Source organism: Lutibacter sp. Hel_I_33_5 (assembly GCF_007827455.1).
Lineage (GTDB): Bacteria > Bacteroidota > Bacteroidia > Flavobacteriales > Flavobacteriaceae > Polaribacter.
The window spans coordinates 143,299-159,920 of sequence record NZ_VISM01000001.1; the positions used below are offsets into that span (position 1 = coordinate 143,299).

General features: G+C 29.4%; 16 protein-coding genes. 10 read left to right on the forward strand and 6 right to left on the reverse strand.

Features of this window, described 5'->3' with window-relative positions; genetic code table 11:
- Window positions 1-27: 27 nt before the first annotated feature.
- From OD91_RS00640 to OD91_RS00655, 4 genes are all read right to left on the reverse strand, one after another.
- Window positions 28-600, reverse strand: a complete 573-nt coding sequence (locus tag OD91_RS00640) for a hypothetical protein (protein WP_144894478.1) — start codon at window positions 598-600, stop codon at window positions 28-30.
- Window positions 601-706: 106 nt separating this feature from the next.
- On the reverse strand, window positions 707-1,384 hold the full coding sequence (locus OD91_RS00645) for a ZIP family metal transporter (protein ID WP_144894479.1): 678 nt from the start codon (window positions 1,382-1,384) through the stop codon (window positions 707-709).
- Window positions 1,381-2,109, reverse strand: a complete 729-nt coding sequence (locus tag OD91_RS00650) for a class I SAM-dependent methyltransferase (RefSeq protein ID WP_255513127.1) — start codon at window positions 2,107-2,109, stop codon at window positions 1,381-1,383. Before OD91_RS00650 ends, OD91_RS00645 begins: the two co-directional genes overlap by 4 nt.
- Window positions 2,102-4,555 (reverse strand): T9SS type A sorting domain-containing protein, encoded by a 2,454-nt coding sequence (locus OD91_RS00655; RefSeq protein WP_144894480.1) that lies wholly within the window; start codon window positions 4,553-4,555, stop codon window positions 2,102-2,104. Before OD91_RS00655 ends, OD91_RS00650 begins: the two co-directional genes overlap by 8 nt.
- Before the next feature lie 62 nt (window positions 4,556-4,617).
- On the opposite strand from OD91_RS00655, the gene OD91_RS00660 reads away from it, so the two are divergent.
- The 9 genes from OD91_RS00660 to OD91_RS00700 all read left to right on the forward strand — a co-directional run bounded on the left by OD91_RS00660 (window position 4,618) and on the right by OD91_RS00700 (window position 12,971).
- A complete protein-coding gene (locus tag OD91_RS00660) occupies window positions 4,618-5,799 on the forward strand; it encodes a class I SAM-dependent RNA methyltransferase (protein WP_144894481.1) in 1,182 nt (393 codons plus the stop codon).
- Window positions 5,800-6,743: 944 nt separating this feature from the next.
- A complete protein-coding gene (locus OD91_RS00665; RefSeq protein WP_144894482.1) occupies window positions 6,744-7,835 on the forward strand; it encodes an AraC family transcriptional regulator in 1,092 nt (363 codons plus the stop codon).
- A gap of 85 nt (window positions 7,836-7,920) precedes the next feature.
- Window positions 7,921-9,234: an amidohydrolase family protein gene (locus OD91_RS00670; RefSeq protein WP_144894483.1), complete on the forward strand. Its 1,314-nt coding sequence runs from the start codon at window positions 7,921-7,923 to the stop codon at window positions 9,232-9,234.
- A gap of 53 nt (window positions 9,235-9,287) precedes the next feature.
- Window positions 9,288-9,860 (forward strand): hypothetical protein, encoded by a 573-nt coding sequence (locus OD91_RS00675; RefSeq protein ID WP_144894484.1) that lies wholly within the window; start codon window positions 9,288-9,290, stop codon window positions 9,858-9,860.
- A 38-nt stretch (window positions 9,861-9,898) separates the two neighbouring features.
- A complete protein-coding gene (locus OD91_RS00680; RefSeq protein WP_144894485.1) occupies window positions 9,899-10,324 on the forward strand; it encodes a thiol-disulfide oxidoreductase DCC family protein in 426 nt (141 codons plus the stop codon).
- 106 nt (window positions 10,325-10,430) lie between these two features.
- The gene (locus OD91_RS00685) at window positions 10,431-11,162 is read left to right on the forward strand and encodes an NAD(P)-dependent oxidoreductase (RefSeq protein ID WP_144894486.1); all 732 of its coding nucleotides are present in this window, start codon (window positions 10,431-10,433) and stop codon (window positions 11,160-11,162) included.
- A 15-nt stretch (window positions 11,163-11,177) separates the two neighbouring features.
- Complete coding sequence (locus OD91_RS00690) at window positions 11,178-12,038, forward strand: alpha/beta fold hydrolase (protein WP_144894487.1); 861 nt, start codon at window positions 11,178-11,180, stop codon at window positions 12,036-12,038.
- Between the two features lie 10 nt (window positions 12,039-12,048).
- On the forward strand, window positions 12,049-12,384 hold the full coding sequence (locus tag OD91_RS00695) for a hypothetical protein (protein ID WP_144894488.1): 336 nt from the start codon (window positions 12,049-12,051) through the stop codon (window positions 12,382-12,384).
- 11 nt (window positions 12,385-12,395) lie between these two features.
- Window positions 12,396-12,971: a hypothetical protein gene (locus tag OD91_RS00700; RefSeq protein WP_144894489.1), complete on the forward strand. Its 576-nt coding sequence runs from the start codon at window positions 12,396-12,398 to the stop codon at window positions 12,969-12,971.
- An 825-nt stretch (window positions 12,972-13,796) separates the two neighbouring features.
- Here OD91_RS00700 and OD91_RS00705 read toward each other — a convergent pair.
- Both OD91_RS00705 and OD91_RS00710 read right to left on the reverse strand, forming a co-directional pair.
- Window positions 13,797-14,138 carry a P-II family nitrogen regulator gene (locus OD91_RS00705; RefSeq protein WP_144894490.1) on the reverse strand — a complete coding sequence of 114 codons (342 nt, stop codon included), beginning with the start codon at window positions 14,136-14,138 and terminating at the stop codon, window positions 13,797-13,799.
- A gap of 20 nt (window positions 14,139-14,158) precedes the next feature.
- Entirely contained in the window at window positions 14,159-15,412 is a 1,254-nt protein-coding gene (locus OD91_RS00710) for an ammonium transporter (protein WP_255513128.1), read from the reverse strand.
- A gap of 221 nt (window positions 15,413-15,633) precedes the next feature.
- Here OD91_RS00710 and OD91_RS00715 point away from each other — a divergent pair, with 221 nt between their 5' ends.
- A complete protein-coding gene (locus OD91_RS00715) occupies window positions 15,634-16,620 on the forward strand; it encodes a sensor histidine kinase (protein WP_144894491.1) in 987 nt (328 codons plus the stop codon).
- Window positions 16,621-16,622 lie beyond the last annotated feature (2 nt).

A 16,622-nucleotide genomic window follows, 5' to 3' on the forward strand; every position in this document is an offset into this window, starting at 1 on the left:
AACAAAAACATGTGTTTTCTCAAATTATTATTTTATAATATTCAATAATGAAGTTTTACAATTTCCACCAGTAGCAGCAAGCTTATTTTTTTTATCTGTTGTTAAAGGAGTGTTAATGAATTTACCTATTAATTCCTTAACAGATTTATTTCTATTATTTGGAATAATATTTTCACCACTTCTATAATAGAATTCACTATCAAAAACCATTGAGGAAAAAGGGCTACTAACTTTATTTAAGGGATGAAGAAAACGTTCTATAAAAATCGTATCTGAATTACTAATGTCAGTTACATTATTTAATTTTAAAGTGGTAGATTTATTCGTAGAAAGCCCTTGCACTTCAATTGCAATCTTTAAAATATCTCCATCGACTTTAGATTTATTCTTATCTTCTAATGAGTTTTTAGTAGCAAAACCTAAATTAATTGGTCCTTTGTAATTTACTAATTCTAAAGATAAAGACGCTTTATCTTCACTTATTTTACCATAAATTGCATAAAAGGTTCCATAGTTTTGACTTGCATACATAAATTGATAATGAAAAGTTTCATTAAGATCAATTGAACCTAATAATAATTGTTCATATTGGTTTTCCATTTTAATTATTTTTTAAGATTAATAATACTCCAAATATCAAAAAACTATAAAGCAATTTTATACCTACAAATAAGTATATTTTAGTACCTAAATATAAGTAGAAAAACTATAAAGTAAAAATAGTCAGTAGAACACCTAGAAGAATGGCCATAAACTTTTGAAAGTTAAATTTATGATTTTCAGTGCTTTCAAAAAGTATAATGGTAGAAATATGTAAGAAAACACCAATAATTAAAGCTGTAATTTCTTTTGTATAGGTTGTTAAAAAAGGAACAATATCTGCCAATAAAACTCCTAAAGGACTCATAAATGCAAACACTGTTAAAAATAAAATAATAGTTTGTTTAGCAAATTTAGCATGAATTAAAAAAGTTGTTAAAACAATGGCAATCGGAATTTTATGCACTACAATAGCCCATAATAAATTATCTCCAGAATGATGAATTGGCAATCCTTCAGAAAAGGCATGCAAGCATAAACTCACAAATAATAAGGTAGGAAATTGTTTTCCGTCGGTATGTACATGAATATGTCCATGTTCTGCACCTTTTGAGAAAGATTCTAAAACAGATTGTAAAATAATTCCTAATAGAATAAAAATTCCTAATTGTTTATAATTAGTAGTTCCACTATAGACTTCAGGTAAAAGATGTAGAATAGTTACGGAGAGTAAATAGGCACCACTAAAGGCTAATAATAAACGTACAATTTTATTGCTAGGTTTTGATAAAACTACCAAAACAGCTCCAAAGACTACAGATAAAATTAATAATAAATAGGTCATTTAGCTACTAAAATTAGTCTATTAGAATTATTAGTAAACGAAGATAAATCATAATCTCCAAAAATATGTTCTATTGAAAATCCAACTTCTTTAAAATATGAAATTAATTTTTCAGATTCTAAATACTTTACACGTTCAGTGTAGGAGTGATCCTCATTATCAGCATTAAAAGAAATATGTTTTTGAATAAATCCATCTACAATTTCACGCTGAATATTAAATGAAATACCGTCAATTTCTTTAACTTCTTTTTCAACAAGATTGTTTTTTACTTTTAACACATTCATAAAGTCAAACACAAAATATCCGTCTTTATTTAATCCTTGTTTTATATTATCAAGAATTAATACATCTTCTTTATCATCATCAAAATAACCAAAACTAGTGAACAAATTAAAAATAGCATCATAGTTTTGTCTAAAAGGCTTACGCATATCATGCACTTTAAAATGTAAGCTGTCATTTTCAAATTTCTTAGCAGATTGAATACTATTTTTAGATAAATCTCCACCAGTAACTTTATAACCTAATTTGTTTAAAAAAACAGCATGACGTCCTTTTCCACAAGGCAAATCAAGAATATGAGTTGTTAAAGGAAGTTTTAGAAAATCAGTGATATTTCGCATAAATAATTGCGCATCAGAATCATCTCTATTTTTGTATAAAATGTGATAATATTTGGTATTAAACCAATCGGTAAACCAATCTTTTTGGGAGTTATTCAATTAAAATTTTACTTTTATAATGTGTGTTATTCTTATTTCTTACTTCTAAAATATACAATCCTTTTTTTAGGTTTGACGTATCAATTAGTAAAGAATTACTAACATTAGTGTATTTTTTTTCAATTACTTTTTTTCCTGTAATATCATAAAAAACAATCTTCATTTCCGCAGAAATTACAGAATGCAAATCTAATTTAATTTTATCATTTGCAGGATTTGGATATACATTTTTTACAAAAGAGATTTGATCAGAAGTTAGGTTAAGAGAAGAAGTATTAAAAGTGAAGATTCCTCCACCAAAAGTACCTGCAAATAAATTGCTACCATCTCTAGAAAATTCTAAGGTAGTTACAGCTCTATTATCAAGTCCTGTATTAGTAAGTACCCAATTTTGACCCCCGTTTGTACTTGCATAAATTCCTGAACGCATATCAGAAGCTACAATATGATTTTTATTACCTGGGTTTACTTTTACGTTAGTAATGATTTTATTTCCAGAGCCATCTAATAATTGCGTCCAATTAGTACCATTATCAGTAGATTTATAAACACCATTATCTTTTGTGCCAACATAGATAACTGAATTATTTTCTGCTAAGGTGATACTAAATATACTCTTATCGACTAGGTTTAAACCTATTGGAATCCATGTTGTACCTCCATCTGTAGAATGATATATTCCAGAACCTATAGTTTCTCTTAAACCAACATAAACATTGTTTTCATCAGTAGAATTTATAGCTAATGCAGTAATATTTAGATTTGTATTTGGTATTGAAGCTAGACCTCCAACTTCTGTCCAAGTTTCCCCAGCATCAATAGATTTATAAACCCCATAACTATCTTGAATATTAGTATCTTCTGGATTATTATAGAAAAACTGATATGCAAAACCTGCATACATTACATTTGGATTGCTTTGACTAATAGCAATTTCTTTTACTCCATGTCTATCAGTAAAAGCACCAGCATTAGCATTAGGATGGTCAAATTTTGTTGTCCAATTTTGTCCTCCATCTGTACTTTTAAAAATTAAACCTTCATGTTCATCAGTAACAAACATTGTGTCACTATTTGTTGGATGAACTGCTGCTGAATACCATTCAGCAGAACCTCCCGCATCTCCATAAAATAATCCCGTATAAGTATCTCCATTATTTGAAGATTTAAAAGGACCACTTCTACCAACTGCTATAAAACCTGATGAATTTTGATTGTCAACGGCAATTTTATGAATTGTAGCTCCTGTATATCCTTTTCCTAAAGTAGTCCATGTTTTTGCACCATCTATTGATTTAAAAATTCCTCCACCATAATTTGCAGCATATAAAATATCTGGATTTGTTTTATCTATGGTAATTTCAATAGGAACTCCGGCTCTAATTCCTGGAGGTCCCCAAGATTGAGGAGAGGTTGGTGTACCTCCTCGATGTCCTGTCCAAGTAGCTCCTCCATCAATACTTTTATAAAAAGCATAGTCACTTGCCGCATATACTATATCATTGTTAGAAGGCGCAATTTTTACAGCTGTAAAAATTGCTTCTGAATATCCAGGTAAAATAACATCGGTTGGGGCGATTACTTGAGTCCAACTTGTTCCACCATTTGTAGATTTAAATACTCCTCCTTTTATGGGCGTAGGATAATTATTTTCAGCATTATTTCCTGTTGCAATATATAATAAGCCTGGAGTTGCAGAATCTGACATTCCGCCAACAAATAGACTTCCAGTAATTCCTGTATTAGATGGATTCCAACTTGCACCACCATCTGTGGATTTTAATATTCCAACACCAGTAATATTATTTGCTTCTCTATCAAAAATACCTGTTGAAGAAACTAAATTAGTAGGATTTGCACCAATACAAAGCCATCTAGCTAAACTATCTCCTTCCCAAATTTTAACCCAATTTTCTCCACCATCAATGGTTTTATAGATAACACCTTTTACTTTTTCAAATTCATTTCCTTGATTCCCAGTAGGAACTTCGCCACTTGCATATACAATATTAGAATCACCATTTACAACACTAATCTCTCTAAAGACGATATTAGTTTCGGTAATCCCGTTTGTTTTTTTTATCCAATTTTCAGCCGAATCTGAGGATTTAAAAATTCCGCTATCAAATTGTGTTCCTGCCCAAATAGTTGTCGGATTATTTTGATCTATAGCAATAGTAAAAACGGGTATGGCATCATCAGAAATCCCAGTTCTAGAGGTTATTCCGTTATTTTTGGGAACCCAAGTTGTTCCTCCATCGCTACTTTTATGCACGCCACTAAATGCATCTGTAATATAAATTATTTGATTATTAGTAGGGTGAATTTTAATGTTATATCCTAATCCACCAATTGGGCCTCCAGTTCTTTGCCATTGTTGACCAACTAAAAATGTATTAGATAACAAAAAAGTAAATACGATTAGTTGTACGAATTTATTTTTCATAATAATATAGATTAAGTATTAAAAAGGGAGTATAATCAAAGGTATTAAATTATTTTTGCAATATGAACAAAGATTTTAAAATGACGGCAACTACGCTTTTTGGTTTAGAAAGTGTGCTTGCAGATGAGTTAAAAAAACTAGGAGCACAAGATATAAAGGAAGGAGTTAGAAGTGTTTCTTTTAGAGGTGATACTGGTTTTATGTACAAAGCAAATATTGCGTTACGTACAGCTGTTCGGATTTTAAAACCTATTAAGACGAGTAAAATTTTTGATGAAGAAGATTTATATGAGTCTATTCAGAAAATTAAATGGGAAAAATATTTAGATGTAGAAGGTACTTTTGCTATTGGAGCAGTTGTGAATTCTAAGAATTTCACTTCAAATTCACATTATATTTCTTTAAAATCTAAAGATGCAATCGCAGATTATTTTAGACATAAATATAGCAAAAGACCTAATGTAGATTTAGATTTCCCAGATTTAAAAATCCATATTCATATTCAAAAAGATTGGTTAACGGTTTCTTTAGATTCTTCGGGAGATTCTTTGCATAAACGTGGCTATAGAACTGCTACTAATATTGCGCCTATAAACGAAGTCTTGGCAGCAGGAATGGTTTTATTATCGGGCTATACTGGAGATGAAAACTTTATTGATCCTATGTGTGGTTCTGGTACCATTTTGATCGAAGCTGCAATGATTGCCAATAATATTCCAGCAAATATCAATAGAAAACTATTTGCTTTTGAGAATTGGAAAGATTACGATGAAGACCTGTATTTTACCATTCAAGATGCATTATTAAAGAAAATACGATCTTCTCATTTTAAAATTATGGGATTTGATAAAGCGCCATCTGCTGTACAAAAAGCAAAAGCGAATGTAGAAAACGCGAACCTAGATGACTTTATTGGCGTACATCATGTTAACTTTTTTAATTCTACTAAAGAAGTTTTCGGAAACACCACAATTTTGTTTAACCCACCCTATGGAGAGCGTTTAAATATTGATATTCCAGAGTTTTATAAAAAAATAGGGGATACGCTTAAACATAATTACCCAGGCTCTACAGCTTGGTTAATTACTTCTGATATACAAGCGTTAAAACATGTAGGGTTACGTACATCTAAACGTATTCCTTTAAAGAATGCTGATTTAGAATGTCGATTTGTAAAGTACGAATTGTATGAAGGCTCTAAAAAAGTAAAAGAGCGTAAATATATTTCGGATACAGAAGAATAGCAATTTATTGTCATTGCGAAGTTTACTTTTTTGTAAACTGTGGCAATCTCTCTATAAGTAACTGATTACTTCGTTAACTCGCAATGATGCTTATTAATAAGTGTAAAAAACGATGTGTTTTTTAATCAAAACTTGACATGTTTATTAAGTGTTTTGAAAACAAGAAATTTCAAATTTTTGTTTATATAATTTCTCCTGTCTTTTGCAAATTGTAAGTTCTGTTTTTCCTTTATATAGATATTTATATAACTTTTGACTTTCTCTTGTTGCATACCTTATTACGTAAGAAGGTTTTTTTGATTGTTTATTTAAGCCTATTTCAAATAAATGTTTTTCTATTGATTTTAAAAATTTAATAGATCCAATTGTTATTTGAGATAGTAATGTAGTATTGTGTTATAAAATAATCGAGTACTTGGTAGCGGCTATTTTATATAACGGCTAATTATAGCTATCAAATAAACCTAAAAGTTAACTAGCCGTAATTTCTTTTAACATAATATCTATCGATATAAACCTAAAGGCACTATATCTATAATTATGTGTAAATAGCCTGAAAAACGGCTATACAGAAATTACTGTATATTTGTACTATAATGTTCTGCGTTATGTAACTTGAGCTTTGGTTAAAAGCGAAAGTAGTTACATAGTTTCTTGAAAAATTTACTCCAAAAGTTTCTTTACGATGTTAATGGAACACTTTTTATGCGACGACGTAGGAGGGAAGCATAATGTGTGTGGAAAGATTGTTAAAACAAACCTTTCAATGATTGGAAATCATTATTTGTAAACTATATTTGGATTTGATAAAACCTCGTAATGATGATCTTTTCTTGCGAATCATTATATTGCTGAATGTAAATCACATATTTAGTCACAACTAACTATCTATGAATATATCGTAATACATTATTAAAAACTAATAAAACCTATAATCTAAATTTTTGTCATCAATCAATATTCCATTATTAGAGACAGTCTCACTTTTGGCTACACTTCATTGCTTAGTTTTAAGCTTAGTAATTCTGTTTTCAAAGTTTTTCAGAAGTAAAACCAATAATTATTTAGGGTTTACTTTATTAATTATCGCTATTGTTGGAATTAATAATTGGTTTTGGGATATCGGTTCCAATCCAATAATAATTAGCTTACTAGATTTATTTCTTTGGCAATTCTTATATCCAACAACGCTATTTGTTTTCTTTTATAAAACCTCAAATAATACTTCGGGTATTACACAACGTTTAAAGTTTTTTTACCTGCCTTTTATTCTATTAAGTGCACTCAATATCTTTTTGTCTTTAAGTACAACTTTTCAATTGTATAATCTACCAGATATTGTTTTAAAATACATCCCTATATTTTATAAAACAATTAGCTTTTTTTCTATTGTTTTTCCTGTTTATATGATTATCCTCTCCTATAAATATACGCTAGCTAAAAAGAACAGTTTGAGTAAAAAGTGGTTAAAATATCTTTTGGGTTTTCTTTCGCTAATTATATTATTTGGAGTTGTATTAGAATCTTATCGATTTATCTTTTTAGAGAAATTACCACTAACTTATTTATGGACATTTAGTTCTATTTTTATTTATTGGTTAACCTATAAAGGGATGTACCAATTTAAATTGTCGAATGACCAATTTGAAATTAGAGAGATTACTAAAAGAGAAAAAAAGAAACCAATCAATTCTGTAAACTCTAAAAGTTCTCATTTTAAAAAATTAGTGTTTTTAATTGAAGAAGATAAAATACATCATAACCCAAATCTAAGCAGAGATAGTGTTGCTGAACAACTAGAAATAAGCAACAGTTACCTATCTCAAATTATTAAAGAAAATACTTCTGTTAATTTTTCAGACTACATTAATTCACATCGCATAAAGGATGTAAAACTAATGCTAAAAGACTCAGATTTTGATAAATATAGTTTACTCTCCATTGGCTTGGAATGTGGGTTTAATTCTAAAACATCGTTCTACACAAATTTTAAAAAAGAAACAGGACTAACACCCAAAGAATATAAGAATAAATAGGTTCTATTTTCTCAAGAGTATCGATTTCCGAACTACAAAAACTATTATGAGTAGTAGGTTTGCATAAAATTAATAAATCAAAACAATGCGAACACAAAAAAAATATCTATTGCTATTTATTCTAATGGTATGTTCTGTAGGTATGGCTCAAACTAAAACAATTTCGTTTGAGAATGTAAATGTAATTCCAATGGATACCGACACCATAATTACTAATCAAAGAGTAATTATAGCAAATGGTAAAATATTGAAAATTGAGCCAGCTTCTAAAACGATAACCATTCATATTGATGTTGCAATAGAAGCTTCAGGTAAATATTTAATTCCTGGTTTAGTAGAAACACATTATCATCTACAGAACAATATTGAGAATGAGTTCAAGCTTTTAATTGCAAACGGAATAACCTCTGCTAGAAACATGGCAGAATATGATGGTCAAGATCATATAAAAATAAGAGCGGTCGCTCAAAGTAATTCTATTTTGTCTCCTCATTATTACACAACCGGACCTTATCTTAATAGAAGCCATTTTAATCATATAGATTCTGTTGAAACCATAGTAAAGTACCATAAAGAAAGAGGTTATAATTATTTGAAAATTGCTGATAATCTACCAAAAGACATTTACTTAAAGTTATTAGAAACGGCTAGTAAACAAGACCTTGAAATTGTTGGACATGGACAAAGAGAACTACCGTTAGAATATTCATTGAGAATTAAATCTATTGCTCATGTTGAAGAGTTTATGAATATCTTTTCAAAAGAAGAGCGTACATCTATTAGTTATCTTAATAAAGCTGCAAAAGAAATTAAAACAAGTGGTGTTTATGTTTCGCCTACTCTTGGAATATTTGAAATGATTAGTCGATATGCAGATAAGACCAAATCTGAGATGTTGAATAACGACGAAAATATCAAATACTTACCAAAACATTATTCAGATTATTGGAAGTCTAACACTATTAATTATAGAAAAAACTCATGGTTCACTAAAAATGAATCATTAATCCGACTTGAAAATGAATTAGAATGGCAAAAGAAGTTCACCTTACTATTACATAAGCAAGGAGTACCATTAATGGCAGGAAGTGATACATATGGTTTATTTCTTCCAGGTTTTTCTCTTCATCATGAATTAGAATTAATCTACAGTTCTGGGCTTTCAGCATATGAAACACTTAAAACAGCAACAGTTGTTCCTGCACGTTATTTAAATACAATTTCACAAAGTGGAACTGTTACTGAAGGAAAATTAGCTGATTTAGTTTTATTAGAAAAAAATCCTCTTGACGATATTAGAAATACAAAAACAATTATAGGTGTTGTTATAAAAGGGAAATGGTTTAATAGAAAAAAGTTAAATAAAATATTATTAGAAGTAGAAAATTCGAACAAATAAAACGAACAACTACTCAAATACAAAACCGTTGTAAACAATCAAAAAAAATAACTATGAAAAAAATATATTATAAAGAAATAATTGAAATCGTTTGTCGATTGTATGTGTTCTTTTTTCTTACCATATATGGATTAGGAAAAGTAATTGGTGCCCAATTTTATACGGCTGCAAGAATGCCAGATGGATTGGATCTTATACCAATAGGACAAGTTTCAGACTTTGATTTGGCTTGGGTTTTTATGGGGCGTTCTTTTGGATATATGCTGTTCATTGGTCTAGCAGAAATTTTTGGAGCTTTTTTACTGCTATTTAATAAAACCAAACTAATTGGATCCCTTGTTTTAATCCCAATAATGGTTAACGTAATTGTATTCGACATATTTTTCCTTGACGAATATGGTGCATTAGCTGGTGCAACATTATATCTTCTAATGCTACTTACAATTCTTATTATCAATAAGGAAAAAATAAGCAAACTGTTAATAGAACTGGTTAGCACTAATAAGGTTTCTAAAATATCATTCAAAGAAAAGCTCATCAAATATTCAATTGTGCTAGTCATAATAATTTTGATTTTTATAGGAGATCAATTCATTGTGAATTTCTTTGGGCATGGAAAAGGATAAGAAATAATTGATTTCAACAAAACATATTTTTCAATCACATGAAACGGAATTCAAAGATTAAAGAAAATAGAAACATATTATTTTTTGATGGCGTTTGCACATTATGTAATAAAACAATTGATTTTTTTATAAAAAGGAATGATAGAAATACAATATTTTATGCATCACTGCAATCAAAATTTGCCAAGGATTTTCTAAGAACACAAGCTATTGATTCAAATAAAATGGAAACAATATTATATTTCTCAAAAGGAAAACTACACACTAAGTCTTCCGCAGTACTTATAGCTGTAAAGGAATTAAGTTCAATTCATCGTGGTTTCTTCCTTTTACTAATCATTCCAAAATTCATTAGGGACTATTTTTACGATATAATTGCTACAAAGAGATATAGACTATTTGGTAAATCAACAACATGTAGGATTCCAAATGAAAGTGAAATTAAACGCTTCATTTCTGAATAAGAATATAAAAATAATGATGAAACAGTAAAGATAATGATGCAGCATAATAGCTGTAACAAATTTCACTTTATTTCGTCGCATATAGTATATCAATCAATCAATCAAAATGACAGTTTTAGTAGTAGGAGCAAGTGGTGCCACAGGAAGTAAATTAGTAGAACAACTTCTAATTGAAAAACATAGGATAAAAATAATTGTAAGATCACCAGATAAATTACCAGAATCTTGGAAAACCAATAATGACTTACAAATTATAACAGCGAGTTTATTAGAATTAAGTGATATAGAAATGAGTGCCATTGTAAGCGATTGTAAAGCAGTTGCTTCTTGTCTAGGTCATAATATGTCTTGGAAAGGCATTTACGGACAACCTAGAAAATTAGTGACAGATGCTACACGACGATTATGCGATGTTATAAAATCAAATAATTTGCAAAGTCCTATAAAGTTTGTTTTAATGAACACTACAGGAAATCGTAATCGCGACTTAAATGAGCCTATTTCTTTTGCACAAAAATGTGTAATTGGGCTTCTTCGTTTGTTATTGCCACCTCATGTAGATAATGAGAAAGCTGCAGATTATTTACGTACACAAATTGGGCAAAACAATAATTTAATCGAATGGGTTGCAGTTAGACCAGATGGCTTGATTAACGAAGAAAACGTTTCCGATTATGAAATACATCCTTCACCAATTAGAAGCGCCATATTTAATGCAGGTAAAGTAAGCCGTATAAATGTAGGCCATTTTATGGCTAGTTTAATTACCGAAGACAACTTATGGAAGAAATGGAAAGGGCAGATGCCAGTAATCTATAGCAAATTACATCAAAATTAATATTATTAGTAAAAAATGGAATCATTATATAAATCTGAAACAGGAAAAGCTGAAATTTTAAATCTCTATAATCAAAAATTAAAGGATCTAAATATCAACTATCAGTATCATGAGGTTGAAACGGCTTTTGGTAAAACCAATGTAATTGTTACTGGAGATGCACCAAAACCACCAATACTAATTGTTCATGGTTCAAACGGATGTGCACCAATTGCTTTAGAAACATATTTTGGTTTAGACACACATTTTCAAGTTTTTGCCGTTGATGCATTGGCACAACCTAATAAAAGTGCAGAAACACGATTATCAATGAAAAATGTTGATTACGGACAGTGGTTACACGAAGTGATTGATAGTTTAGAGTTAAAAAATGTAACGCTTGCTGGATTTTCGTTCGGTGGACTGGTTATTCTAAAGGCATTAGAATTCAAAGATGCCAATATAAAAGAAGTGTTTTTAACAGCACCTGCATATATTGTTAATGGGAATCCCATAAAAGCATTATTTAAAGTGTTTATTCCAATGAAGCGCTATATAAGAACCAAGAAATCAAAATATGTAGAACGTTTTTTAAATGAGCTGTTTACAGAAAAAGATGCCTTTGCATTACAATTTCTCTCTAAAGTATTTTTGCATTTTAAAATGGATTTCACATCTGTTCCAGTAATACATAGGAGGGAAGCTAATTTAATAAAAACACCATTCACATTAATAGCAGCAAAAAATGACTTAATGTTTCCAGGTGAAAAAATGTTAAAAAGAGCAGAGAAGATATTTCCATCATTAAAGGAAACAATTTTACTTAAACACTCTAAACACGTACAAAATAAATCTGATAATAAAATGATTGTAGATCTAATTAACAAGAGTATTTAAAAAATAAACAATGAATATAAATAACAAGAGATTTATTGCAATTGAAAATAAAAGTGGATTATCCTCTAACGAAACTATTTTTCATTATTTCCAAAAAGGAAATACTATAACTGGAAAATATAATGGAGGTGAAATATTAGAAGGTTTTATTATTGGAAAGAAAACGGATGTGAATCAAGTTGAGTTTTTATTTCAGTGTTTAACTAAAGATAATGAATTGAGAGTTGGAGAATCTAAAGGTATTATTTCAAAAAATAAGTCAGGTAAATTAGAGTTGAAATTTGAATGGAATTGGTTGAATGGAGATTTATCAGGAGGAACATCTGCATACATTGAAATAACTTAAAAAAACAAAAAATGTCGATAACAAAAGAAGAATTAGTAGTTAAGAGGAATATATCTGGAAAGAAAGTTTTTTGGCTTTTCATTCTAACCAATCTAGTTTATGCTTTTATGTTAATGGTTACAATTCCGAATACAATGGCTTTTTCCAATGGAATGAAATTGTTAGATATGATGCCAACAGGATATGATTTTAATTATGTAAATAAATTGTTCAGTGATCTGGGTGACAATGGACGTGAAACGTATCTAACTAGCCAAATACCTGTAGATATGGTATATCCATTACTATTTGGGGTTTCCTATTGCTTATTAATGGCATATTTACTAAAGAAAATAAATAAACTAAAACCTTTTTTCTATTATTTATGCTTGCTACCAATAATTGCAGGAATTGCTGATTATATTGAAAACATGGGAATTATTACAATGTTGAAGACTTATCCAGATATTACAGAAACTACAGTTACTACAACTAATATGTTTTCAGTGATAAAAAGTATCTCTACAAGTGTTTTCTTTTTTGCTTTGATAGTAATCTTAATACTAGTTGGTATTAGTTTTTTTAAGAAATCAATTATTACCACTTAAGAAATATATTATAAATAATAAAAATTACTGATATTAATTAGAAATTAAAATCTCGATGTTAAACTTGGCCTCATAAAATTTTGGTAAAACAATAAGGTGAATTGAGTGTGCATATTTTAGGGGTTTAGTACTACAGTTTCTTAAGAGTTTCAATTATACAAGGGATTTCAAAGCAATCTTAATAAGTTACAATGTTTCCTAAAATATAGCGAATGAGCCGTTAATTGTTTCCAAAAGTTTATGCAGCCTTGAATTTTTGTTTCTTTTGTTTCAAGACAAAAGATAATGAAACACGAAAAAAAAGGATTAATTGAAGTTCTACATATAACAAGTGCATAGAATTTTATTTTTCATAAAATTTATGCTCTTGTGGCAATCCACGAGAATCGTCTAAAAATTTTTATTACGTACATTTTATCGAATACGCGATTTTTAATAAGAGCAAAAAGGTTAGCTTTTATTTTGGCGTTGGCAAGCGTTGGATAATTGTGTGTAAAATAAATTGCCAGAGCAATTTGATTTTTTAAAACAATCGAGCGCTTGATAGCGGCTATTTTACATAACGGCTAATTATAGATACAAATGTTTTATAAACGCTGCGAAGCAAACCGCTCATTAGTTTAATGACCCAAGTTCAAATTATTCTTGTGAAAACGACTGCTTATGGGATATTTTACATAATACTACATTATAGCTATCAAATGGATAAACCACTCTTATTAACTAAACAATACATTTGTACTATAATTTATATTATGTCAAATAGAGTTTTTAAAAATGTACATAAACATGTACACTCCTATATAAAATAATAATTAGTATTAATTAGATAATCGCTTTAGAACCTCTAGTTTTGGTTCTAATTCTAATAGCGTCTTCTACATTGTATACAAATATTTTTCCATCACCAACCAAATTCTCTGAGGCATTGTCTAGAATAACATTGATTCCTTTTTCTAAATTTTCATCACTAACAATGCAGATAATCATAATTCTAGTTTGCATTATCATAGATTGTTCTGTTCCTCTATAACGCTCAGAATATGTTCCTTGCAATCCAGTTCCTTTTACAGGAATTGCTGTAATACATGGTATTTCAGCTTCCTTTAAACCTTTTTGTACTGCTTTTAATTTAGAGGGTCTTATAATTGCTTCTATTTTTTTCATGTCTTAACTTTTAAAATTAATTATTCGAACGTTGTATATGCCTCTACACCAAAAGATACTGCATCAATACCAACTCGTTCTTCTTTAGCGGTAACTCTTATTCCGATTGTTTTCTTCATTATTTTTAATACAATAAATGTTATTGTAAAAGAAAAGATTCCGATAACAAAAACACCTAACGCTTGTACACCTAATAAAGCAGCGCCACCACCAAATAATAAACCACCTTCTGTAGCAAATAAACCAACAGCTAACGCACCAAATAATCCATTTACACCATGTACAGCAATTGCTCCTACTGGATCATCAATTTTTAATTTATCAATACAAATTACTGCTACATCTACTAAAACACCAGCAATTAAACCAATAACAATAGCAGAATTAGGTCCTACTACGTTACAACCTGCTGTAATGGCTACTAAACCAGCTAAAACACCATTTATAACCATCGTAATATCTATTTGTCCGTATCTAAAATACGTATATAACATGGTAGACATCCCTCCTGCTGCAGATGCTAAAAATGTATTGGTAGCAACAGTTCCTATTAATTCCCAGTTTCCAACGGCTCCTAAGGTAGAACCTGGATTAAATCCAAACCAACCGAACCATAAAATAAAGGCTCCTACGGCTGCTAATGGTAAATTATGACCAGGAATTGGATTTGCTTCACCATTCTTTTGATATTTCCCGATTCTTGGGCCTAAAACAATGGCTGCTGCTAAGGCGGCAAAACCTCCCATAGCATGTACTGCTGCTGATCCTGCAAAATCGTTAAATCCTTTAGCTGCTAACCATCCATTTGGATTCCATACCCAATTGGCAACTAATGGATACATTATTGAACAAAAGATAACTACATATACTGCATAGCTCCATACTTTCATACGTTCTGCTACGGCTCCTGAAACAATAGAAATTGCTGCAATAGCAAATCCTAATTGTATAAACCAGAATAATTTGTTAGACACGGTTAAGCCTAAGCCTAAGTCGTTTGAAGTTATTCCCATATCAAAAGCAAACCATCCGTTAGAGTTTCCGTAAGCAATACCAAAGCCTACAATATAAAAGGCTAATCCGCCAAAAATAACGTCTATTATTACTTTTGCGATAATACTCATAGAATTTTTTGATCGTACAAATCCTGCTTCTAGTAAGGCAAATCCGCCTTCCATAAAGAAGATAATTGCGGCACAAATTGCTACCCAAACGGTATCTATTGCACTAATTAATTCTGGTTGTTCTAAAACCATTGCTGCTGTGTTTTCCATAAAGTTAGTTGTTAATTAAAGTAGCTATAAATATAGGTTGGCTTTGTAAATATTCTCTATAGGAAATAATAAAAATGCCCTACTTAAATTATGATACTAATATTTAATTTGCGATAACGATGAAAATTATTCAATTTGTCTTTTTTAAATAGAATTCTTTACATTTATTGCCTCTTAAAAACTGAATTATCAAAAAAATAAAAAAAGAATATCTAGTTTTATTGTTTGCATGGCTGTTTTGGGCAACTGCAGAAATAGTTTCGTGGAGATACAATAATAAAAAAACAGATTTCCAAAATATTTTTACTGTTACTTTTTTACAATCTATTTTGGCTTTTATTTTTAATATTGCTGTAATACATATTTTTTTAAGAATTCAAAAAATTAATAAAAATAATAGCTATAAGTACTTTTTATATGGGTTCATTATTATTAGTTTTTCTGCTCTAATTGTATTTTTTAATTCTACTATTTACTTCCGTTTATTTAGAAATAGTAGTGAATTTATTGATTTACCAAACATTATTATTAATACACTTGAGAAAATTATTTATCTCGCAGGTTTTACTATCGTTTATTTTATGATTAGAAACCTAAAGCAGCTACAAGCTCAAAAAGAAGAAACATTAGCAGCTAAAAAACTGGCTTTAGAATCAGAATTACAACTACTCCAACAACAAATTAATCCACATTTTTTATTTAACACGCTTAATTCTTTACGTAATTTAATTACTAATGACACTGAAAAAGCAAGAAATATGGTAGATTATATTTCAGAATTTTTAAGAAGTTCAATCAACATAAATGATATTCCAAAGAAAGAGATTCAAGAAGAACTAAAGTTATTAGATAATTATTTAAACATTCAAAAAATACGTTGGGAAAAAGATTTAGTCATTCAAAAAGATATATCTAAAAATACGCTTACTATCTTAGTTCCGAGTTTAATTTTACAGCCTTTAGTAGAAAATGCTATTAAACATGGTATGAAATCTGGACAGGTTTTAACTATTGCTATTTCTATCCAAAAAGAGAATGATTATTTATCAATATTAGTTAGCAATAATGGTGAATTAAAAGGCACTAAAAAAGGAAATGGAACTTCTAATATCATAAAACGACTTCAATTATTATATAAAAATGATGCTAGTTTTAAGTTGTATGAAAAAAATGGATTCGTATATTCTGATGTTAACATTAAAATTTAATT